This is a genomic window from Bacillus thuringiensis (genome assembly GCF_001182785.1).
GTDB lineage: Bacteria > Bacillota > Bacilli > Bacillales > Bacillaceae_G > Bacillus_A > Bacillus_A thuringiensis_S.
This window is the reverse complement of sequence record NZ_CP012099.1, coordinates 3,603,341-3,625,667: the sequence shown is the minus strand read 5'-3', so window position 1 is coordinate 3,625,667 and position 22,327 is coordinate 3,603,341. Positions and strand designations below refer to the sequence as shown.

Sequence of the window (22,327 nt, the reverse complement as noted above, 5' to 3'; positions counted from 1 at the left end):
AGTAAAAGGGAGCAACTGTAATAAGTTGCTCCTTTTTCATATATAGATTATTTTTCTGTTTCTTTAATTTTAGTTTGTACTTCGCCAGTTTTAATTTTATTGCTTTCTGAGAAGCGTAATAAATCGCCTTCAATAATTTTGTCAGACATTCGTAATTCATTTTGTGCACGTTTAATGAGGGCTTGAGCTTCTTTTTTTGGTAAATCTACAATTTCACCTGTTATACGGTCGTAGAAAGTGTTGTTTTTGTATGCATACTTATCTGTAATGAAGCTACCATCACGTAAAACAACAAAGCCAGTATATTCATCTGAAAACATATCATGGCCAAAACGAATATCATTCGTAGAATCAACACCTAATAAATTTAGAATAGTAGGTTTCATATCGATTTGTCCAGTAGGCTTTGAAATAGTTTGACCTTCTGTTTGTCCAGGAATATGAATATATAAAGGTGTACGTTGTAAATTTAAAGTATCAAATTCTGTTATTTGATCTTTTTCTAAAAACTGTGCCATTGCACGATTATGTTTTTCGGAAATACCATAATGATCACCGTATAACACAATAATAGAATCATCGTAAAGCCCCTCGGCCTTTAGACGTTCAATAAATTTTTTAATTGATTCGTCTAAGTAACGTGCTGTTACGATGTAACGATCAAATACGCCATTACCAGAGTTGTATGGTTCAATGAATTTTGTATCTTCATCATACGTAAATGGATAATGGTTTGTTAAAGTAAGGAAACGAGCATAGAATGGTTGATTAACAGTTTTTAATATATCTACTGATTGATCAAAGTATTCGATATCTTTTAATCCCCAATTTAAATTTGTTTCTGGTGTAATTTTGTAATCAAGCTCATTATAGTAACGATCATAACCAAGAGCAGAGTACATGATATTACGATTCCAAAATGTTGCGTTATTCGCATGGAATACAGAAGTGAAATAACCTTGCTGACGTAAAATTTCTGGAGTCGCAGTATAATCATTGTTACCGTGTGTGAAGAATACAGCCCCTCGATTTAATGGATACAACGACGTATCGATTAGAAATTCAGAATCGGATGTTTTCCCTTGACCAGTTTGATGGAAAAAGTTATCAAAGTAATAACTTTCATTTATGAATTCATTTAGGAATGGTGTAACTTCTTGCCCATTGACTGATGCGCCTATTAAGAAGGTTTGCAAGGATTCAAGAGTGACGACAATTACATTTTTTCCTTTCGCTGCACCAAACATATTAGGGTTTGGCTCGCTTTGGTTTGCTTTTACGTAGTTTTCAGTTTCTTGTAATTTACTACTATCAGCAAGCGCTTTTTGTGAACCGGCTTTTACTTGCAGTGTTAAGTCATATACTTGGTGAGTATATAGGCCTAAATTTTTGACAAGCATTACTCGGTCGAATGATCTCGTTAATAATTCAGGGCGCTCTTTTTCTGCAAGATGTAGATTCGCAAAGAATACACCAATTGTTAAAAGAAAGTATAACAAGCGTGTAGAATGAGTTACACGTTCTGTTTTAAAGACCAATGATTTCTTTTTTAATAAAATAAAGAAGAAAACAATGTCTACGAATGCGAGTATAATTTTGTAGTTTAATATTTCTATAATACTGCCGCCTAATTGTCCAAAGTTTGAGGTTTGTCCAAGTACTGGTAATGTAACGAAATCACTATAAAAATCATAGAACATTACATTTCCAACGAGTACGATTGTTAATAAGAAATTAATACATAGCGCTATATAATTTCGCTTTTCACCAGTTGCAAATAATGCTAATCCAACAAATGCTAATGATGCGGCTAGAGGACTAATAAACAAAATAAGCTCTTGCGTTGAAGACTCGATTTTTAAATCAAAACTGAATCGCGTAATAAGATATGTTTTTAACCATACTGCTAAAGCCATTATTATAACAAAGCTTATATTTTGCATTTGTAAATTTATTTTATTCTTCATTTTTACACCTTCTTTATACAATTTATTTAACTGAAGTTATATATTATGTTTTTATAACTATTAGAGTGTAATGAACCATTTAGACTCTATTTTCTAAAGGGAATAATTTGAAGTATTCATATACATACAATGGGGATTTTTAAAGCGTAGTAGCATAAATATAACTCTTTTTGAGAAACGGGCAGAACAAGTCATAGTTGTAGTGAAATTGACTTATAGACATCCTACCATATTAAACACTATGATGATGTTACAAAATATCGAACAAATGAAAGTGAAAATGGATAGAGACTTTTAAAACTGTTGACATTCAATTTATTAGAATTGAATGTCAATCGTTTTAAATATACAGTTATATTACATATGTATCTTGTAAAATCTCGACTTTTTGTCGGTTAATTATTAGCCGGGAAGAATAGGGGACTTATTAATATACTTTTACTATATATAAGTAAAGTATTTTGAAATTGAATATATTTGACTGAAATCTTAATAATAGAAATTAAATGTCAGATAAGTACTTTCCAACATAAAGACCACTTGCAGCTGCTTGAGATAATGAATGCGTAACGCCTGAACAATCTCCAATTAAAAATAGCCCATGTATACTAGTTTCAAAATGATTATTAATTTTTATCGTAGGAGCATAGAACTTTCCATCAATTCCATATAGTAAAGTATGCTGATCGATAGGCTCTTGTATAAATTGTTCTAAGCGTAATAAAAATTCTTTTAGCCCTTCAATATATAATTGAGGAATTTCTTGATTCAAATCTCCATAGTCCCCCTGTAGTGTAGGCTGTATACGATTATGTTCCATGCTGTTTTCCGCCGTAGGTTGTTTCTTTAGTAAGTCCTCTAAGCGCTGTATAACAATCCGATCTCGTCCTTGGTTAATGCCTTTAATAATTGAACTTGCGTATACATTTGCTTCTTTGAGAGTTGGAAAATAGCGAGGAATAAATAAAGTGAAATTTAAATTAGAAGTGCCAGTTCCTTGCTCTCGAAAATTTTGACCGTCAGGCATAACTAAACCTTCTTCGTACTTTCGAATGATGCGTCCTTTTGGATTCATACAGTAAGTAGTTGCTGTGAAATGCTCACCTTGATAAGAAAGTTTTGTTTCAAAAGTATCTTTTAATATAGAACGTAATTGATGTTCTTTCATTTCTACTCTAATTCCTAAATCTACACGTGTTTGCTCCTGAGAAATATTTAGAGAACTGCACATATCTTTTAACCAGTCAGCCCCTGAACGCCCAGTTGCAAATACTAGTTGCTTAGTTTGAACTGTTCCTTGATTTGTATCTATTGTAAAATGATCTTCCTGTTTCAGAATATGTTGTACATCTATATGAAATTGGATCTTTATTTTCGTCAGTAAAAATTCATAGAGCTGCTGAAAAATGTTACTGGAAAGTGTAGTACCAAGATGTCTTACTTCTGTTGTTAGCATTTGTAAACCACACGCTTCAGCTCTCTTAGTGAGACTTGAATTTTCAGTAGAATATTTTGAGACAGAACTTCCACCAAACTGGCATAGAATTTCATCTACTTCAGCCATGAGTTGTATAAAACCCTCTTTACCGACTTTTTGCTCAAGTTCTCCGCCAAATCCGTTTGTATAATTAAATTTCCCTTCAGATTTTCCTAAACCACCAAACCCAAAATATTTATCACATGTAGTACAATTACACACTTTTCCTTCGTCTAAAGGACAATGGCGATCTTCTAGCGCTTTACCTTTATCAAGAATTAAAACTTTTTTGTTACTTTTAGCTAGTGAATAAGCCATAAAAATGCTACTTACTCCAGCGCCGATAATTGTAACATCATACATATTCTTTCACCTGCTAACGAATAGTTTGTTTTTTATTTTTCTAGTGTATAACAATTTTATGAAGGTAAGAAATAGCTTTTATTAATAAAGTGGGAGTTTTTGAACTTGATGCTTTATTAATTTCTCCGAGTGGTGGAGTAAATACAAAAATTTTTATTTGAAAGAAGAAATAGTTTAAAAATCACTATGTCATATGATTAATAACATCTTACATATAAAAAAACAGACCTTTTAAGTGAAGAGGCCTGTTAATGATTTTAAATCTTATTTAGCAAACACATGGTTACCAATTACTGCTACTGTTTGACGTGTCGTAATCCACTTGTCCGTTGATGTTTTTGGATTGTAGAAATAAATCCAGTCTGAATCTACTCCATTTGTGGAGATAGCCTCTTCTACAGCCATTTTTGCTTCTGCACTTGCAGGTTGATTAATTCTTCCATCTGTAACAGGAGTAAATGCATATCCGTATTTAATAGGTTCATAAATAACGCCTGTTATTGTATTTGGAAAACCTTTTGCATTTACACGATTTAGTATAACTTTTGCTACTGCTACTTTTCCTTTATAGGATTCGCCACCTGCTTCAGCGGTAACTAAGCGTGCCATTAAGTCTTTTTCTTTTTGTGAAATGCTTGAGTTGATTTTTAAATGTTGTCCTGTATAAAGCTTGTTTCCGACTGTATTGTTAATTTGTTTTATAGATTGGACAGTGACATTGTAACGCTTTGCTATCGTTTCTAATGAATCTCCCGGTTGTACTTGATAAATAATTTGTTCAGAAATGTTCGCAGGCTTGGCGTTTTGAGGAACAGTGATTTCATTTGATTTCACGGACCCTGGAATATGTAACTGTTCGCCAATAAAGGTTTTATCGTTTCCTTTATTATTAGCCTGTTTAATGGATTGTATTGAAACTCCGTATTGTTTACTAATGCCCCAAAGTGTATCGTTCTTTTTTACTGTATGAATGGTAGAAGCTTCAGCTGTACTTTGACTACATACGAATGTAATTGCGGCCGCAGATAAAGGAATTATATGTTTTATTTTTAGTAATTTCATTGTAAATCCTCCTAAGAAAAAATTAAGGTGAAACTATTAAGTAATGTAGTTTGAAATGTGTATATGCGTAATATATTAATGTAAGTATATTAGCACATATAAAATAAATAATCACTATAAGTTTCATATTCGTTTAGTGTAGAGTCAGAATATGAAATATTGCATATGAAAATACATTGAAGTTCATATTTCTGATTACTATAATCTATTTAGTAGAAAGGGAATACGTTATAGAAGAAATCATTATAGATTAATATAATGATTAATAATTATTAATAGGAGGATTGATGTAATGAAAATATTTCAAAAAATGTGTGCGTCAACTGTAATCATTACAACACTTTTAGGAACAGGAGGCACTATCAATAGTGTATATGCTGATTCTATAGAACAGCAGAGTAAATTAGGGATAGAACAAGAAACAGATAAGCAAATCATTGTAAAATTTAAAGCGGATTTGGATTTGCCATATGAAGATGGTATTGAAAAACAAATACAATCTCAAACGAATGATAAAGTAATAAAAGATCTTTTGACAGAATATCCAGATGTAACATTTACTCGTTTATTCACATCTGTAAGCCCGGAACAAATACAAAACCTTGAAGTGAAAGCACCTAATTATGTATCTACAAGTTTATTAAACTACTATATTCTTCAAAATCAAAATAGTGGGTATGAAGAAGAAATAGTAGATAAGTTAAAGGCATCTTCTTTAATAGAAGATGCGTATATGAAGAAACAAGAGAAAATAATGCCACCTGAAGTGCGATCATCAAGTGTAGCTCTTAATCCTAATAACAATCCTAGATTTAAAAAACAAGGTTATCTTGAAGCAGCCCCATACGGTATTAATGCGCCTTTCGCCTGGGGAATTCAAGGCGGTAATGGAAATGGTATCACTTTTGTTGATATGGAATACGGATGGCTATTAAATCATGAGGATTTATTACATCAAAATATTGAATTAATGTCTGGAAGAAATATAAATCAGCATGTCGGTCATGGGACGTCTGTACTAGGAATTGTATCTTCTGAGGACAATGAAGTCGGGAATATTGGGATTGCGCCAAAAGCGAAAGCAAAGGTTATCTCTCAAATAAGAGATAATGGACAGTATAATACGGCTGATGCAATATTAAGCGCTGTAAATCAGTTAGAAGCTGGGGATGTTTTATTATTAGAGGCGCAAGCATCCTTTGATGGATATGGTGATAAATATTTACCTGTTGAAGTACAACCAGATATTTTTGATGCAATTCGTGCTGGTACAGATAAGGGAATTGTAATTATAGAGGCTGGAGCAAATGGGTGGAATGATTTAGATCAGTTCAAAGATAGAAAGGGTAAGCAAGTCTTAAATCGTAATAGTAAAGATTTTAAAGATTCGGGTGCAATTATGGTAGGAGCTGGCTCTTCATCTTTCCCTCATGAACGTATGTGGTTTTCGAATTATGGAAGCCGTATTGATGTGTACGGATGGGGAGAAAATGTAGATACAACTACAGCCGAGCAAAGTAGAAGTGCTGTAAATCTTTATACTTCAAGCTTTAGCGGAACATCTAGTGCTTCGCCAATTATTGCTGGGGCAGCGACTTTAGTACAAAGCATTGCTAAAGAAAATTTAGGACAACCATATAGACCAAGTGAACTAAGAGCAATATTAAGCAACCAGAGCACAGGAACAAAATCTAAAAATCCATATGCAGATAAAATTGGTGTTTTACCAGATTTGAAGTCTATACTAGTAAACTTAGGTTATGAACAAAGAAAACCAAACGGTGGGAATGAGTTACAAGTAACAGAAAATGAACCAAACAATGAGCCTAGACAGGCAAATAAAGTTAACTTTCATACACCGGTGAAAGGAACGCTACATAATAGTGATAGAGTAGATGTATTTACTTTCCAAATTGACTCACCGGAAAATATTAATATTTCTCTACTAAATGAACAAAATATCGGAATGACATGGGTACTTCATCATGAATCAGATTTAAATAACTATGTAGCATATGGTGAAAATGAAGGAAATGTAGTTAAAGGAACTTATAATGCAAAGCCAGGGAAATATTATTTATACGTCTATAAATATGAGAATAAAGATGGTTCATATGTATTGAACATAAAATAAGCAAAAGGAACTTCAGATGAAGTTCCTTTAAATTTTTTCTAATTTAGTATATGTGAATGATTTTTTAACTTTACTTCTATGCAATATTTCATATTGATGAAATGTTATTTATTTTTTATGAACTAGCTTATATTATATTCAATAAGTTTGATGTAAAAACAGAAAAAGTGAGGGATAATAATGAGCAATAAGAAGTTAATTTTGAAATTATTCATATGTAGTACAATATTTATCACATTTGTATTTGCTTTACATGATAAGAGAGTAGTTGCAGCTAGCTCTGTTAATGAGCTTGAAAATTGGTCAAAATGGATGCAACCTATACCTGATAATATCCCGTTAGCACGAATTTCAATTCCAGGAACACACGATAGTGGGACGTTCAAGTTGCAAAATCCGATTAAGCAAGTGTGGGGAATGACGCAAGAATATGATTTTCGCTATCAAATGGACCATGGAGCTCGCATTTTTGATATAAGAGGACGTTTAACAGATGATAATACGATAGTTCTTCATCATGGGCCATTATATCTTTACGTAACACTGCATGAATTCATAAATGAAGCGAAACAATTTTTAAAAGATAACCCGAGTGAAACAATTATTATGTCTTTAAAAAAAGAGTATGAGGATATGAAAGGGGCAGAAGGTTCATTTATTAGTACGTTTGAAAAAAATTATTTTGTTGATCCTATCTTTTTAAAAACAGAAGGAAATATAAAACTTGGAGATGCTCGTGGGAAAATTGTACTACTAAAAAGATATAGTGGTAGTAATGAATCTGGAGGATATAATAATTTTTATTGGCCAGATAATGAGACGTTTACCACAACTGTAAACCAAAATGTAAATGTAACAGTACAAGATAAATATAAAGTGAATTATGATGAGAAAGTAAAATCTATTAAAGATACGATGGATGAAACGATGAACAATAGCGAGGATTTAAATCATCTATATATTAATTTTACAAGCTTGTCTTCTGGTGGTACAGCATGGAATAGTCCATATTACTACGCTTCTTATATAAATCCTGAAATTGCAAACGATATAAAACAAAAGAATCCTACAAGAGTAGGCTGGGTAATTCAAGACTACATAAATGAAAAGTGGTCACCATTATTGTATCAAGAAGTTATAAGAGCGAATAAGTCATTAATAAAAGAATAAAGATGATGAGAGTAAGAAGCGATAAAATATATCGCTTCTTTTTCTTTTCCAATAACCAACAATAGAAATTGTACTTTTATAATAGAAAAAAATAAAAACATAAGATATAATCATACATATAAAATTTGTACCTATAAATTTTATATATGTGAATGAATTTGATTTGTTGTAATGAAATGGAGGTATATACTATGAAGTTTCCACATGATTTTTTATTCGGAGCTGCTTCAGCTTCTTATCAAGTAGAAGGTGCATGGAATGAAGATGGAAAAGGTGTTACGAATTGGGACGAGTTTTCAAAAATTCCTGGCAAAACATACAATGGAACAAATGGTGATGTAGCTGTTGATCATTATCATCGATATAAGGAAGATGTTCGCTTAATGGCTGAGATGGGATTAGAATCGTATCGTTTTTCTATTTCTTGGGCGAGAATATTGCCGACTGGAGATGGAAAGGTAAATGAAAAAGGGATTGAATTTTATAACAACTTAATTGATGAATGTTTAAAATACGGGATTGTGCCGTTTGTCACTTTATATCATTGGGATTTACCATTACCGTTAGAAAAAGATGGTGGATGGACGAATAAAAGAACAGCAGAGGCTTTCGTAAAATATGCAGAAACTTGTTTTAAGGCATTTGGTGACAGAGTTAAGCATTGGATTACTTTTAATGAGACAGTAATGTTTTGTGGATTAGGTTATTTAAAAGGTGCACATCCACCAGGAATCCAAAATGATGTTCCAAAGTATTTTCAAGCGACTCATTATGTATTTTATGCACATGCGAAAACAGTTGCGGTGTACAAGCAGCTGAAACAATATGGTGAGATTGGGATTACACATGTTTTCTTACCTGCTTATAGTGTGGATGATCAAAAAGAAAATATACGAGCAGCAAATCATGCGAATGAATATGAAACGTATTGGTATTATGATCCAATTTTAAAAGGCGAGTATCCGTCTTATGTTGTACAACAATTAAAGGAAAAAGGATGGACTCCTAATTGGACGGTTGAAGAATTAGAAATCATTAAACAAAATGCAGAAGAAAATGATTTTATTGGCTTGAATTATTATCAACCAATACGAGTAGAAAGATACGATATGGATATAAAGAGTGAGGGACATTCTCGAGAAAACTCAACGCTTGCTCCAGGTAACCCTTCTTTTGATGGTTTTTATCGAACAGTTAAAATGGATGATAAAACATATACAAAATGGGGATGGGAAATATCTCCCGAAGGTTTCTTAGAGGGATTGCATATGTTGAAAGCGCGTTACGGTGACATAAAGATGTATGTAACGGAAAATGGACTTGGTGATGAAGATCCAATCATTGACGGAGAAATTGTAGATGTTCCGAGAATTAAATTTATTGAAGCGCATTTAAAAGTAATGAAGCGTGCAATTGAAGAGGGAATTAACTTAAAAGGTTATTATGCATGGTCAGTGATTGATCTTTTAAGTTGGTTAAATGGATATAAAAAGCAATATGGCTTTATTTTTGTCGATCATAATGATAACTTAAAACGTAAGAAGAAACTTTCGTTTCATTGGTATAAACGTGTGATCGAAACGAGAGGGGAAGAGTTATAACAGATAAAAGAGTATTTTAGGAGAAAGTGTATGAGTGCAAAGTATAAACAAATTGCAGATGTGTTAGAGCAAAACATTCGAGATGGGCTTTTTAATGAAACGAAAAAACTACCTACAGAAGAAGCGTTGATGAATCGATTTGAAGTAAGCCGTAATACGATACGTAAAGTAATTAGTCAGCTTGTGAATAGAGGTTATATTTTTCAAGTGCAAGGTAGTGGCATGTTTTTACGCGAAACTTCTGTAACAGATTACATTAATTTAGGAAGTTTACGTGGATTAACGAAAAATCTTGTTTCACAAAATATTGAAACGAAAGTGTTAGAGCTTGAAGTAATAGATGCGGACGAAGAGATAGCAAAGCGGATGCAATGCGAAACTGGAACTAGGTTGTATTTTTTGAAGCGCTTAAGAATTGTAGATGCTAAACCATTCTCTATTGAAATAAGTTATTTCAAAAAGGATATTATTCCATATTTGAACGAAGAAATAGCATTAAGCTCTGTATACAGTTATTTCATTGAAGATTTACGATTAAATATTGGTTTTGCTGATAAAGTTATTAGTTGTGAAAAAGTAAATAAAGAAAATGCACAGCTTTTAGAATTAAATGAAGGTGATCCGGCGCTTCTTATTGAAAATACAGTGTATCTTGTAAATGGAACAATTTTCGAGTTATCTCAGTCGATGTTTCATTATGAAAAGGCGAAACTTTTAAATCGAATTAATTTTAAATGAAAAATTATCGTGTAAAAAAGCAACTGGTCCTAAGTGATTAGTTGCTTTTTATTTTTGAAGTGGATGAGCAAAAAAACACGAAAGTGGTTGGTCCGCTTTTTGCAAACATCTATTATGATAAGAGAAGAAAGGTAGTATGTTATCAACGTTTTAAAGAGGAAGGTTTTTATGTAAGTTCTTTAATTAAAATAGATGGGTCTTAGAGAGGTGAAAAGACAATGAGTTTTGCAATTTCACTAGTCGTTATTATTGTAATTGTATCGCTATTTGGGACTGTACTAGTTGCAAGAAACGTGGAGGAGAATTACGGTAAGTCTACAAAAAGAAATGTGAAAAACTTATCTGCAATCTATATTCTTCTTCTTTTTGTTCTACTAGTTGGGGTAACATGGTATGCGGTAATGATTTGATAGTTTGTAAAAGAACTGGAAATGAGAGTATGAAGTTGGAATTTCAGAAGCTATTGAGTAATCAGAAAGAGAACCATTTTGGATATATCCATTTACGGATAAGAAAATGTGACTAATTAATACTATTTTTACGGTGAATACTGTTAGTAAAAAATGAGGATAGTTCGTTTTGAAAGGAGGGAACTAGATGGAATGGAAACCAAATCGTGCAGATAAGACACCTGTATATAAACAAATTGCTGATTATATTGAAAGAGGCATTTCTTCAGGTGAATTTCCTTCTGATAGTAAGTTACCTTCTGAGCGTATATTGGCAAAGGAATTAGAGGTGAACCGGAGTACAATAGTAGCTGCGTATGAAGAATTAAAATCACTTGGAGTAGTAGAACGGCAAAAGGGAAGCGGAACACGGGTTAATACAGACATATGGGGTGTCTCACATAAACGAATACCGAACTGGGGTAGGTACGTGGAGGATGGATCGTTCTTACCTAACGTACCACTTGTTCAACAAATTCGAACGGAAACACAAAAAGATGATTTAATTAATTTAGCGAGTGGTGAACTGTCACCAGAATTAATTCCGAGTGATAGATTTCGAACAATTTTGGCGGAGAAAACATTTATGGAAAATCTCGGCTATGACCATCCACTTGGAAATGAGATGTTGAGAAAAACAATTGCAGCACATGTTCAGCAATATAAACAAATTGAAGCAGATTCAAGCTCTATTCTTATTACGTCTGGAGCACAACAGGCGCTTAATCTTATCGTTCAATGTTTATTAAAACCTGGCGATGCGATTGCGATTGAAGATCCTTCATATTGTTTTTCACTTCCAATGTTTAAATCGGCCGGTTTAAACATATTTCATTTACCTGTTGATGAGCATGGAATGAATCCAGATGACTTAATCGATTTGCACAAAAAGCATCGTATTCGTATGGTCTTTTTGAATCCAGATTATCAAAATCCAACAGGTACTGTGCTTTCATTAGCGAGACGTAAAAAGATTTTAGAACTGTCTTCTGAGTTTGGTATACCAATTGTAGAAGATGATCCGTATAGTTTAATTTCTTTTAATGGAGAAGTGAACCCGACATTAAAATCAATGGACCAAAATGGAAATGTTCTTTATATAAGTTCATTATCAAAAATTGTTGCATCAGGATTACGTATTGGATGGATAATTGGTCCTACACGCGTAATTGAGCGTTTAGCAGATGCAAAGCAACAAGTTGATTTTGGCCATAGTGTATTTACGCAGTGGGTAGCAAATCAATTTTTAGAATCAAAGGATTTTCATACACATATTACGATACTTCGTGGACAATTGAAGCAAAGAAGAGATGAATTAATTGCAGAGCTTGAAGGAACATTGGGAGACCGAGTTGAATGTTTCGTGCCAGAGGGTGGAATACATGTATGGTGTAAAGTGAAAGGAAAGTTTGATGAATATCACTTATTAGGTGAATCTATACGGAATGGTGTCGCATTTGTTCCGGGCAGTGTTTTAGGTTCGAAAAATGAATATATACGATTTACGTTTGGTAGAGCGAATATAGAACAAATTCAACTTGGAATTAAACGGTTTGCCGACACGCTAAATGAGATTTCATAATATGGATGTGTGATAGTGAAATGAGGGAAAGAAATGAAGTACGTGACGCTTTTACTTCAAGTAGGCGTGCTATATATATTTAGCTTAGTGGGTACGTGGATTCAGGAAATATTCCATCTATCAATACCGGGAAGTTTAATAGGGATGTTAATGCTGTTCCTGCTCCTTTCCACTCGTGTTTTACCGTTAAAATGGTTTGAGTTAGGTGCGGAAAAGTTAATCGTATTTTTACCGTTATTTTTAATCCCTTCGACAACAGGGCTGATGGAATACGGGTCTTTTCTTTTAAGTAAGGGGAGTATTATATTCCTTTTAGTAGTTGCAAGTACTGTAGTAACTTTGATTGTTTCAGGGTATATAAGTCAATTATTAGTAACATCAAAAAAATAAAATCGACAAGGTGCACGATTCAAATGGTCTTAATTATTATTACTGTAGCAATTTATTTCTTGGCGACAAAGTTATATAAAAAATTTACGTTTGCATTTACGTTACCGGTGTTAACAGTTACGGCAATTATGATTTGTTTATTTTTGATTTTTGGTATTTCTCATCATGAGTATAGGGAAAATGGGGGAGACATTCTTTCAAGCTTATTGAGCCCTGCAATTGTAGCATTGGCCATACCTCTATTTAAAGAGCGAAAGATACTTATTAAAAATTTTTTATCGATACTTATCGGTGTAGTGATAGGTATAGTGGCTGTAACGAGTATGAATGTAGTGATTGGTGGGATTTTAAATATAGATAAGGAACTTATATTAACTACTCTACCACAATTAGCAACGATGCCTATTGCTCTTTCATTAGCGGATCAAATTGGAGGTATTCCATCTATGACTTCTAGTTTTGTAGTTGTTGCAGGAATAACAGGTGCTATTATCGGACCAACAGTACTTAAGCTTTGTAGTATAACAAGTACGATTGGAAAAGGAGTTGGAATGGGCTGTGCATCACATATTATTGGTGTGAGCCGTTTAGTGAAGGAAGGCGAGAAAGAAGCGACTATCGGTTCGGTAACGATGATTGTAACTGGAATACTCATTAGTATACTAATACCGTATGGAACGAAATTTATTTTTTAAATGTAATGGAGATGATAACAATGACAACATGGTTTATAGTTACATTATTTGTTTTTGGAGCTATTAAAGTATTAGTTTCTAGCATGCCCACTTCTGTTGTAGAATCAATTATTAGTAAATTTGAATTGCATCAAAAGCTTGAGGCGGAAAATACTTCTATATCGATAGATGGAAAAAATTTAGAGGGAGAAATGAAACTACATGTTATTCATGAATTTAATGAGGCTTTGTTTTTAGATAAACATTATTTCCCGCCGCACGGAGAAGGGACACCAATAGTCATTGATACGAAGAAAGGGAATAAAGAGATTAGATTTTCTCTATATAGCTATGAGGAACATGTTGATGTCATTAAGCAATATAAGAAAAAAATCGTTGCCTATCGTTTACGCTCTAAAAGCCTTCAAACATTGGCACCATTAGCAATAACGGAAGAGTATGCTTAAGAAGAGACCTATAATGGCCTCTTTATTTTTTTATCCAGTTATATACGTTCCAAATAAAAGAATGAAAAATCATATAACCAAATAAAGAATATGTATGGTTCCAATTTGTACTATGTACAAATAAACCTAAACTTTCAGCAATTTGTTCAAAAAGGCTAGCGCAAATACCAATTGAAATAATAAATAGAATTCTAGAAACTTTAGATAATTTTTTTGAAATGTGTATAAAGATAATGGTTGAAATCGGCAGTACGAACAATGTGAAAGCTATATTAACCGAAAATGTGGATGAGAAGGGCCTAGCCGGAAAGGAATATATTTGTTTATGAACAAAAAAAGCATCTAAGCAAGTTCCAATAATAGAAGAGAGAAAGATTGTAACTATTAATGCTAGAAAATCATTCTTCTTCTCTAAGGAGGACGTTTTTCTTCGCGAGAATTGCGAGTTCAATTTTTTCGAGTGTTTTGCAGTAGTCTTCTGTAATTTGTCCATGTATATTTTCCTCCTTATCAACTAAGTAATTTACAACTTGCCAATCGGTAAACCAATCTTCGCTGTCACCTTCTTCATGTTTCATATCTCGCCATGCATAGATGAGCTCAGGGCTGTATATACGATAAGCGCCGCTACGTAACTGGCATTTCTTTATTCGGCGCTTATAAAACTCACGGGAAAAAGATTCATTTACACTTGAAAATAAATGAGGCCAGTAATCTTTCCTTGATCCTGTATGCGGATGGTGTTGAGCCCAGCTAATTATTTGAGATAAAACATGTGTATCCCGAAATAATAATGAATACAACCTTTTTCCGATTAAGATTCGTTCATGTAAGGAAGTGAAATGTTTCATTGTATCACCAAATAGTAATACTTTTTGTCTCTTATCATTTTCGTAGAATGGGAAAAGGATATGATTAAACTGAAAAAAATCAAAGAGTTTAAATCCAATACTATTTAGTACAGTCTTTTGAAAGTGTACATTTTGAATCACTCTTTTTTCTAAGTAGTTTTGTTCATTAATAATAGTTGCAATCGCTAATGTTTTTTTATTACCTGTTTTCCAAAAATCGTTCCACATCGTTTCCATAAATGTAGAAACGTTTAGGCGAGGGAGAAGGTGAAATAGCTTTTGTGATCTTTTTACACTTTGTTCGTAAAGCAAAAATTGAGGATATACATCTTGGAAAATGAGCCAATTCCCTCTTTCTAAAAAAGAAAAAAATATGAGTTGATCTTTCTCTGATAAAATTCTCGTATATAAATCACCCTTTAAATCAGTCATATTCCAACCGCCGTTACGTGATACCATATGCCCAAGTAGTGCCCAATGTATTTCTGGATATTGAATGTAAAATTGGTAGTATGCGCGTGTTCTTGTAACATTATTTTTATTTAGCTGTTCTGTTTGTATTTTTATTTTGTTGATGATGAGTTGCTCTTCTTTTGTTAATTTATAAATCGTGCCAGAAGGCATGATCTTGCTTTTTTGTTTTAATTCATTCTTTACATCGAATAGAGAGAGAGGCAGTGCTTTGGAAAGTCCGTTATATGTATGATTTGAATTGCTTCGGTACATTCCGTTACCTCCCTTTTTTTATAAATTTAAACATGATTATTGGCTATGAATCATTCTATGTATTTTATTACGAGTATAAGAAATAAATGAGCGGTGTTTTTTTACAAGGAATGTAGTTATCATGCAAACAGTATAAAAAAATTTGCTGTTGTAAGGTGAAATGAAAAACAGAAACTATGTTTAATAGTTTCTGTTTTTTTATTTTGTCAATTAAATGTAACAAACGACGATTATGATTTGAATCAATTGAAAATAATTCAATAAATTTTATAAATACAATTTTAATTGAAGTGTTTGGTAGGAGGAAAAGGAATGCTAAATAAAATAATTTTAATTACTGGTGGTACAGGTTCGTGGGGACATGAACTTATAAAACAACTATTAGAAAAATCACCGAAAGAAATTAGGATTTTTTCAAGAAATGAAACGGTTCAGTTTGAAATGCAGCAACAGTTTATAAATGATGATAGATTAAAATTTATTATTGGAGATATTCGTGACAAGGATCAACTAGTCTATGCATGCCAAGGCGTACATTATGTTTTCCATCTTGCAGCTTTAAAACACGTTCCAGTATGTGAGTATTATCCTTATGAAGCTATAAAAACCAATATACATGGTACGCAAAATGTAATTGAAGCATCTATACAGATGCAAGTGGAGAAAGTTATATATGTTTCAACGGATAAAGCAGCCGATCCATCAAATACGTATGGGATGACAAAAGCAATTGGTGAAAAGTTAATGGTTCATGCGAATGTGCAAACGAAGAAAACAAAATTCATTTGTGTTCGTGGTGGAAATGTTTTAGGGACGAGTGGAAGTGTAGTACCGCTTTTTAAACAACAAATTAAAAAATCTTCACAAGTAGGGATTACCGATGCGAATATGACTAGATTTTTCTTAACAGTTGAAGATGCTGTTGGATTGTTATTTAAAGCCGTATATCAAGGTAGAGGCGGGGAAATCTTTGTTATGAAAATGCCGGCATGTAAAATAACAGATTTAGCAGAAGTATTGATTGAATATTCAGGAAAAGAAAACGTTAAGGTAAAAGAGGTAGGGATAAGACCGGGTGAAAAATTAAGTGAAATGCTTTTATCTGAGGTAGAGAGTAAAACAAGTATAAGTTTTGATCAAAATTATTTTGTAGTACTACCGACTATTCCTATAGAAGGGCTTCAAGAATATTATGCTAGCTATCCGCTTGTGGATGTAAAGAGTTTTAGTTCTCAACAAGACTTACTTGCAAAACATGAGGTGAAACAAATGTTATTAAAAGGAGGGTTTTTACGATGAAAAAAAATGCGAGCCTTTTAATAACTGGTGCAAATGGTTTCACAGGACGTCATGCTTGCCAATATTTTTTAGAGCAGGGCTTTCATGTAATTCCTATGTTTCAAAATCGTGCACATAGAGAAAAAATTAGAAATGGTATTACTTGTAATTTAACTAATAAGAGCGAAGTAATGAAGGTAATGAAACAAATAAAGCCAGACTACGTATTGCATTTAGCAGGAAGGAATTCAGTTATAGAATCTTGGACAGCTGCTCTTGAGTATATAGAGATTAATGTAATAGGAACGTTATATTTATTAGAAGCAATTAAGCAAGAAGCCTCGCATTGTAGAACATTAGTTATAGGATCGGCTTTGCAAGCAGATAGTATGAACGAAATAAAAATTTCAAATCCATATAGTTTAAGTAAAACGATGCAAGTCATTATTGCAGAGGCTTGGGGAGGATTAATGGATTCAAATATTATCATTGCAAAGCCCTCAAATTTAATTGGTCCAGGGGAATCGAATGGCATTTGCTCGATTCTCGCAAAGAAAATGATAGATATAGAATCAGGTAGAAGTAAAGCCATTATTGAAGTAAACAGTTTGAAAGATAGTAGAGATTTTCTAGATGTACGTGATGCGATTAAAGCGTATCATTTGTTATTACGAGATGGAATAAATGGAAAACAATATAATATCGGATCAGGAGTAAAACGGTCTTTATTAGATGTACTAGAACAATATAAAGAATTAACACAGCTAAATTTTTTTATAGAGGAAACAGAGAAAAGAGGGAGCGACTCAAATGAGAGTTTAGCAATAGAGGAAATAAAAAAGTTAGGTTGGATTCCAGAAATTGAATTTCATCAATCATTAAAAGATGTACTTGAGTATGCGAAGTGTAGTGACATCTGCATTCAATGAAAAACAAAAAAGGGTGTAAGAAATATATGAATGGTTATGAAGTAATAGATAATCAAAATACGCTATTTCTTTCAATTGTTGATACGTTGGATTGGAGAGATGAAGAAGCGCATGTATTGCGTCTTTATGAGGCAATACATAAATATCAAGCGTATGTAGAAGAAAAAAGAGTTAATCAAATAAAGTCAGCATTAGAGACGGAAACTAGATATGTGATTCAAATCTTTGCTCAATACGAGTGTAGTGAGTATGGAAATGATTTTTATGAACTCATTAAAGATCTTTTACAAGATATAGAGGTGGAGTTAAAGATTTATATAAAAAATAATAAGTTTATTTACATTTAAAAGGTAAATATAAAGCTAGATTTTTAATAATAAAGGTGGGTATAAGTTATGAGCAAAACGATTCTTTTTACTGGGGGCGGTACAGCCGGACACGTTATGATTAATATTGTATTAATTCCTAAATTTATAGAGCAAGGATGGAGAGTCGAGTATATTGGATCCAAAAATGGAATTGAAAAATCATTAGTGCAAAATGTTAAATACAATAGTGTTTCAACGGGCAAGCTTAGGAGATATTGGGATTGGGAAAATTTTAAAGATCCTTTTAAAATTATACGAGGTTGTTTACAAAGTTATAAATTAATTAAGAAAACAAAGCCTGACGTTATCTTTTCAGCAGGAGGATTTGTTTCAGTTCCTGTAGCTATAGGAGCATGGTTAAATCGTGTGCCTATCATTATACGTGAACCAGATAGCACATTAGGACTTGCCAATAAAATAGCATTACCTTTTGCTACAAAGCTATGCACAACATTTCCTCAGACAGGAGAAAATGTAAGTAATGAGAAGAAGGTTTATGTAGGACCGATTGTAAGGGAAGAAATTGAGAAGGGTAACGTATTAAGAGGAAGAAGATATTGTGAATTTCAGCAAGATAAACCAGTATTATTAATTATGGGTGGGAGTCAAGGTGCTAAGTGGATAAATGATATGGTAAGGGAATGTTTAGATACAATACTATTAAACTTTAATATTATTCATATATGTGGTAAAGGGAAGGTAGACCAATCTATTGGCATGGAGGGGTATATGCAATTTGAATATATAGGCGATGAGTTGCCGCATATACTAAATATGGCAAGTGTTGTAGTTTCAAGAGCGGGTTCTACTGCTATTTCTGAATTGTTATTTTTAAAGAAACCGATGTTGCTTATCCCGTTAACTAACAGTTCCAGTAGGGGAGATCAAGTTTTAAATGCTGAATATTTTTCACGGCAAGGATATGCGGAAGTTATACTCCAAGACAGAGTAAGTACGAATACATTTATACATGCAGTAAATAAGTTGTATACAAATAAGGAGAAATATATTCAAAACATGAATGGATATAAGAAAACAAATGATGAGGGGATTCATCATTTAATAGATATAATAAATGAAGTGGTGAAGTAATAGAAATGTAAATAGAAAAACAAAAGGAAAGAAGGTATCTTCTTTCCTTTTTACTATATTTGTTCAAATTCATTATTATTTATTCCAATTAGCCATGTACTATGGGCGAATACCGTTTTCTAATAGCTCAGTAAATGCATTAATATGAATAGGTTTACTGTAATAATAACCTTGAATAAACTGACATTTATTTTTTTGAAGGAAATTTACGTGCTCTTTCGTTTCTACACCTTCAGCAATGACAGACATTCCTAATGTATTTGCTAATGTGATGATCGTTTTAATAATTTCCATTCCATCATCACATGTTTCAGACATTGTAATAAATTCTCTCGGGATTTTTAACGTATCAATTGGATACAAAGGTAAGTAGGCTAGTGAAGAATAACCTGTACCAAAGTCGTCGATTGAAATGTGAATCCCTAAACTTTTTAGTGTACGTAGTTTTATCAATGTTTCTCGCTCATCCATCATTGCAATTCGCTCTGTTAATTCAAGATCAAGAGAGCTTGCTGGTAAACCTGTATTTGTTAAAGTAGAAGAAATAGATTTTACAAAATCCTCTTGTTCAAATTCTTTAGCAGATAAATTTACACCTATTTTTAAATGTGAGTATCCGAGTGCGTGCCAACGTTTCATTTGCTTGCAAGCCTGCTCTAATGTCCATTTTCCTATTGAAATAATTTGTAGTGTTTCTTCTGCAATCGGAATAAACTCGTATGGAGAAATAATACCTAATTCAGGATGATTCCACCTAATTAAAGCTTCTGCACCGATAATTTTATTAGATTCACTATCAACTTGAGGTTGATACAAAAGGAACAATTCTTCATTTTGTAGTGCGTTTGGTAAATCTTTTTCTAATCGTAATCGTCTTTCAATTTTTTTAGCGATTACATCGTCATAAATAGAGACAGAGTTAAGCTCTTTTGCTTTTGCATCATACATTGCAACATTAGCGTTTTTCAGAAGTGTAGCGGTATCGATTCCGGAATGTGGATAAATAGCGATGCCGATACTCAGTGATAAAGTTAATTTATGCTCATGTATGATAAATGACTTTTTCATGCATTCAAATAATTGGTTACATAATTGGAATAAGTAATCTTCGTCAGTATAGTTCTCAATTATGATTGTAAATTCATCGCCACCGATTCTTGAAAGATGAGTATGTGATGGAAGACATGATTGGAATCGCTTTGCTACTTCTTCTAATATGTAATCTCCTGATGAATGTCCAAGTGTATCGTTAATTGCTTTAAAGCGATCTAAATCTAAATATAATAATGCAAACTCGCTTTCTGTTATTTTAGCATTTTTTATAACTCTCTTTAATTTCTTATGGAAAAAGGCACGGTTCCCAATTTTCGTTACAGTGTCATGGAATGCTAAATATTTTATTTCTTCTTGCTGTTTTTTTAGTGCAGTAATATCTTTCACCATAATATAGCTTCCTGAAATTTGTCCGTCTATTATAATAGGAATGATTGTAACGTATAAAAAATAAGTAAAGCCATCTTTATATTGAGAACTAAGTTGTAAGAATGCCGATTCTTGTTGTTTCACTTTTTCTAATGCCAATGCTAGCTTATGCTTATCTTCATCTAAAATGATCGAAAAACAAGTTTCACCTAGTAACTCATCCGTTGGTGCCCCAAGTAGTACACTCCCAGCCTTATTTACATTTAAGAATGTTCCGTTTAAATCAATGGTGAAAATAGGGTCAGGATGATATTCATATAATGATTTAAACTTTTGTTGTTTTTGAGAAAGAGCCTCTGATTTATGAACTAAATCAGACGTCCGTACAGTAACTTTTTCTTCTAGTTGGGCATTAAATGCCTGCAAACGTTTTGTTAAGGAGTTGTTTTGCATACGTACGATAGAATGACGAATGAGTACGAAAATAAAAGTAATACAATTTCCTGTAATGAGAGTTGAAGATGATGTTTGTTCTTTTAATGTAAACCCGATTAGTATTGCAACAGCAAGATAGGGAAATACAACTAAAGCTTTTTTCCCTATTATAGGGTTTACAATGAAATAATTTTTATGGCTATTATGATCTTCTGAAATAGAGCCAGCTATTGCAATAAGTAATATAGGTATTCTATATAAAAGACGTAATAATGTTATCGTTTCAGTTGATAAGTGGTTATTTAAGTAAAAATAAATATAGTTAAAAGTTGCAGAACTTATTAATACAAAAATAAAGATATAAATTTTCCGTTTGGAATTAAAAATTGTTGGACGGAAAAAGAGACTAACGCCTAGCAGTAGAAATAATAAATCTGCAATTGGGTATAAAAATGAAAGGAAAACATCTCCTAGTGAAAGAGCGAATATATTTAAATTTGGCTGATTAAATAAATACCATTCTAATGTGAATATGGAAGTAAGCACTATGCATATATCACAAATAAAGAATGCTTTTTCCCATTTATTGCATTCCTTTAAAATTTTATAGGAGAAAGCGATAAGACAGAAAAGTAGAAAAAACATGTAAAATACATCAGAAATAGTAAAACGATCTATTGGAATTTCGAAGAAGCTATCTTGATATGTATATACTATTTTCCCTAATAAAAAACTACCAATTGCTATTGTAATACATATCCAAAACGGATTTGAACTGACTTTTTTAGAATATATAGAGTAGATCAGTGATACAAATGTAATGGCTTCGACGATAAGTGAAGCGAAGCGTACATCTGAATTTGAAAAATGAGTAGGGAACAGATAGAAAAACATAAAATAGATTGAATAGCATATTAATGTTCCGATTAATATACATAATTGCAAATTTTTATTTAATTTCAATGAAATCACCTTCTTTAATTATGCACTATGTTCGTTATATCTATACATAATAATATTATTTAAGAATTGTATCAGATTTCCTTATAAAAATCATGTTTATAAGGAAAGTGTTAAAGAGTATAAGTATTCTTAAAGTTGAAAAAATATTTCGGTTGATAGTATAGACGGTATCAAGACTTTAAATAGAAA

General features: G+C 32.5%; 19 protein-coding genes. 13 read left to right on the top strand and 6 right to left on the bottom strand.

All coding sequences use genetic code 11. The features are described 5' to 3' along the window. Positions 1 to 47: 47 nt before the first annotated feature. The 3 genes from AC241_RS18570 to AC241_RS18560 all read right to left on the bottom strand — a co-directional run bounded on the left by AC241_RS18570 (position 48) and on the right by AC241_RS18560 (position 4,869). A complete protein-coding gene (locus AC241_RS18570; protein WP_043936378.1) occupies positions 48 to 1,967 on the bottom strand; it encodes an LTA synthase family protein in 1,920 nt (639 codons plus the stop codon). Positions 1,968 to 2,469: 502 nt separating this feature from the next. Next, positions 2,470 to 3,807 carry an NAD(P)/FAD-dependent oxidoreductase gene (locus AC241_RS18565; protein ID WP_050844445.1) on the bottom strand — a complete coding sequence of 446 codons (1,338 nt, stop codon included), beginning with the start codon at positions 3,805 to 3,807 and terminating at the stop codon, positions 2,470 to 2,472. 264 nt (positions 3,808 to 4,071) lie between these two features. Continuing rightward, positions 4,072 to 4,869 (bottom strand): cell wall hydrolase, encoded by a 798-nt coding sequence (locus AC241_RS18560; RefSeq protein ID WP_000771003.1) that lies wholly within the window; start codon positions 4,867 to 4,869, stop codon positions 4,072 to 4,074. Positions 4,870 to 5,161: 292 nt separating this feature from the next. On the opposite strand from AC241_RS18560, the gene AC241_RS18555 reads away from it, so the two are divergent. From AC241_RS18555 to AC241_RS18515, 9 genes are all read left to right on the top strand, one after another. Next, on the top strand, positions 5,162 to 7,003 hold the full coding sequence (locus tag AC241_RS18555; RefSeq protein WP_050844444.1) for a S8 family peptidase: 1,842 nt from the start codon (positions 5,162 to 5,164) through the stop codon (positions 7,001 to 7,003). A gap of 180 nt (positions 7,004 to 7,183) precedes the next feature. Further along, the gene (plcA, locus tag AC241_RS18550) at positions 7,184 to 8,173 is read left to right on the top strand and encodes a phosphatidylinositol diacylglycerol-lyase (protein WP_029443097.1); all 990 of its coding nucleotides are present in this window, start codon (positions 7,184 to 7,186) and stop codon (positions 8,171 to 8,173) included. 191 nt (positions 8,174 to 8,364) lie between these two features. Next, positions 8,365 to 9,774 carry a glycoside hydrolase family 1 protein gene (locus AC241_RS18545; RefSeq protein WP_029443096.1) on the top strand — a complete coding sequence of 470 codons (1,410 nt, stop codon included), beginning with the start codon at positions 8,365 to 8,367 and terminating at the stop codon, positions 9,772 to 9,774. Between the two features lie 30 nt (positions 9,775 to 9,804). After that, positions 9,805 to 10,512, top strand: coding sequence for a GntR family transcriptional regulator (locus tag AC241_RS18540; protein WP_016080562.1), 708 nt, complete (start codon positions 9,805 to 9,807; stop codon positions 10,510 to 10,512). Between the two features lie 218 nt (positions 10,513 to 10,730). After that, complete coding sequence (locus AC241_RS18535; RefSeq protein WP_000006459.1) at positions 10,731 to 10,922, top strand: hypothetical protein; 192 nt, start codon at positions 10,731 to 10,733, stop codon at positions 10,920 to 10,922. 187 nt (positions 10,923 to 11,109) lie between these two features. Continuing rightward, the gene (gene pdxR / locus AC241_RS18530; protein WP_029443095.1) at positions 11,110 to 12,543 is read left to right on the top strand and encodes a MocR-like pyridoxine biosynthesis transcription factor PdxR; all 1,434 of its coding nucleotides are present in this window, start codon (positions 11,110 to 11,112) and stop codon (positions 12,541 to 12,543) included. 33 nt (positions 12,544 to 12,576) lie between these two features. After that, positions 12,577 to 12,933 carry a CidA/LrgA family holin-like protein gene (locus AC241_RS18525; protein WP_029443094.1) on the top strand — a complete coding sequence of 119 codons (357 nt, stop codon included), beginning with the start codon at positions 12,577 to 12,579 and terminating at the stop codon, positions 12,931 to 12,933. A gap of 23 nt (positions 12,934 to 12,956) precedes the next feature. Then, the gene (locus AC241_RS18520; RefSeq protein WP_016080566.1) at positions 12,957 to 13,628 is read left to right on the top strand and encodes an LrgB family protein; all 672 of its coding nucleotides are present in this window, start codon (positions 12,957 to 12,959) and stop codon (positions 13,626 to 13,628) included. Positions 13,629 to 13,648: 20 nt separating this feature from the next. Beyond that, entirely contained in the window at positions 13,649 to 14,074 is a 426-nt protein-coding gene (locus tag AC241_RS18515; RefSeq protein ID WP_043936373.1) for a YfmQ family protein, read from the top strand. A 22-nt stretch (positions 14,075 to 14,096) separates the two neighbouring features. On the opposite strand, the gene AC241_RS18510 is transcribed toward AC241_RS18515, so the two are convergent. Together AC241_RS18510 and AC241_RS18505 are read right to left on the bottom strand one after the other, a co-directional pair. Next, positions 14,097 to 14,567: a CBO0543 family protein gene (locus AC241_RS18510; protein ID WP_080117121.1), complete on the bottom strand. Its 471-nt coding sequence runs from the start codon at positions 14,565 to 14,567 to the stop codon at positions 14,097 to 14,099. Next, complete coding sequence (locus AC241_RS18505) at positions 14,473 to 15,651, bottom strand: DUF2515 domain-containing protein (RefSeq protein ID WP_043936372.1); 1,179 nt, start codon at positions 15,649 to 15,651, stop codon at positions 14,473 to 14,475. Before AC241_RS18505 ends, AC241_RS18510 begins: the two co-directional genes overlap by 95 nt. 312 nt (positions 15,652 to 15,963) lie before the next feature. Between AC241_RS18505 and AC241_RS18500 the strand changes: the two genes are divergently transcribed. From AC241_RS18500 to AC241_RS18485, 4 genes are read left to right on the top strand one after another with little or no spacing between them, the layout of a single operon-like run. Then, positions 15,964 to 16,950, top strand: a complete 987-nt coding sequence (locus AC241_RS18500) for a UDP-N-acetylglucosamine 4,6-dehydratase family protein (protein WP_050844443.1) — start codon at positions 15,964 to 15,966, stop codon at positions 16,948 to 16,950. Further along, positions 16,947 to 17,858: an SDR family oxidoreductase gene (locus AC241_RS18495; RefSeq protein WP_050844442.1), complete on the top strand. Its 912-nt coding sequence runs from the start codon at positions 16,947 to 16,949 to the stop codon at positions 17,856 to 17,858. Before AC241_RS18500 ends, AC241_RS18495 begins: the two co-directional genes overlap by 4 nt. Further along, the gene (locus AC241_RS18490; RefSeq protein WP_016080571.1) at positions 17,855 to 18,205 is read left to right on the top strand and encodes a DUF6572 domain-containing protein; all 351 of its coding nucleotides are present in this window, start codon (positions 17,855 to 17,857) and stop codon (positions 18,203 to 18,205) included. Before AC241_RS18495 ends, AC241_RS18490 begins: the two co-directional genes overlap by 4 nt. 48 nt (positions 18,206 to 18,253) lie before the next feature. Then, positions 18,254 to 19,318, top strand: coding sequence for an undecaprenyldiphospho-muramoylpentapeptide beta-N-acetylglucosaminyltransferase (locus AC241_RS18485; protein WP_050844441.1), 1,065 nt, complete (start codon positions 18,254 to 18,256; stop codon positions 19,316 to 19,318). Positions 19,319 to 19,417: 99 nt separating this feature from the next. Here the strand turns inward: AC241_RS18485 and AC241_RS18480 are convergent, their stop codons facing one another. After that, on the bottom strand, positions 19,418 to 22,138 hold the full coding sequence (locus AC241_RS18480; RefSeq protein WP_029443087.1) for a sensor domain-containing protein: 2,721 nt from the start codon (positions 22,136 to 22,138) through the stop codon (positions 19,418 to 19,420). Positions 22,139 to 22,327 lie beyond the last annotated feature (189 nt).

Bases quoted from the DNA above. Each gene is read 5' to 3' on its own strand.
- AC241_RS18570 (WP_043936378.1), bottom strand. From the start codon at position 1,967: ATGAAGAATAAAATAAATTTACAAATGCAAAATATAAGCTTTGTTATA.
- AC241_RS18565 (WP_050844445.1), bottom strand. From the start codon at position 3,807: ATGTATGATGTTACAATTATCGGCGCTGGAGTAAGTAGCATTTTTATG.
- AC241_RS18560 (WP_000771003.1), bottom strand. From the start codon at position 4,869: ATGAAATTACTAAAAATAAAACATATAATTCCTTTATCTGCGGCCGCA.
- AC241_RS18555 (WP_050844444.1), top strand. From the start codon at position 5,162: ATGAAAATATTTCAAAAAATGTGTGCGTCAACTGTAATCATTACAACA.
- plcA (WP_029443097.1), top strand. From the start codon at position 7,184: ATGAGCAATAAGAAGTTAATTTTGAAATTATTCATATGTAGTACAATA.
- AC241_RS18545 (WP_029443096.1), top strand. From the start codon at position 8,365: ATGAAGTTTCCACATGATTTTTTATTCGGAGCTGCTTCAGCTTCTTAT.
- AC241_RS18540 (WP_016080562.1), top strand. From the start codon at position 9,805: ATGAGTGCAAAGTATAAACAAATTGCAGATGTGTTAGAGCAAAACATT.
- AC241_RS18535 (WP_000006459.1), top strand. From the start codon at position 10,731: ATGAGTTTTGCAATTTCACTAGTCGTTATTATTGTAATTGTATCGCTA.
- pdxR (WP_029443095.1), top strand. From the start codon at position 11,110: ATGGAATGGAAACCAAATCGTGCAGATAAGACACCTGTATATAAACAA.
- AC241_RS18525 (WP_029443094.1), top strand. From the start codon at position 12,577: ATGAAGTACGTGACGCTTTTACTTCAAGTAGGCGTGCTATATATATTT.
- AC241_RS18520 (WP_016080566.1), top strand. From the start codon at position 12,957: ATGGTCTTAATTATTATTACTGTAGCAATTTATTTCTTGGCGACAAAG.
- AC241_RS18515 (WP_043936373.1), top strand. From the start codon at position 13,649: ATGACAACATGGTTTATAGTTACATTATTTGTTTTTGGAGCTATTAAA.
- AC241_RS18510 (WP_080117121.1), bottom strand. From the start codon at position 14,567: ATGGACAAATTACAGAAGACTACTGCAAAACACTCGAAAAAATTGAAC.
- AC241_RS18505 (WP_043936372.1), bottom strand. From the start codon at position 15,651: ATGTACCGAAGCAATTCAAATCATACATATAACGGACTTTCCAAAGCA.
- AC241_RS18500 (WP_050844443.1), top strand. From the start codon at position 15,964: ATGCTAAATAAAATAATTTTAATTACTGGTGGTACAGGTTCGTGGGGA.
- AC241_RS18495 (WP_050844442.1), top strand. From the start codon at position 16,947: ATGAAAAAAAATGCGAGCCTTTTAATAACTGGTGCAAATGGTTTCACA.
- AC241_RS18490 (WP_016080571.1), top strand. From the start codon at position 17,855: ATGAAAAACAAAAAAGGGTGTAAGAAATATATGAATGGTTATGAAGTA.
- AC241_RS18485 (WP_050844441.1), top strand. From the start codon at position 18,254: ATGAGCAAAACGATTCTTTTTACTGGGGGCGGTACAGCCGGACACGTT.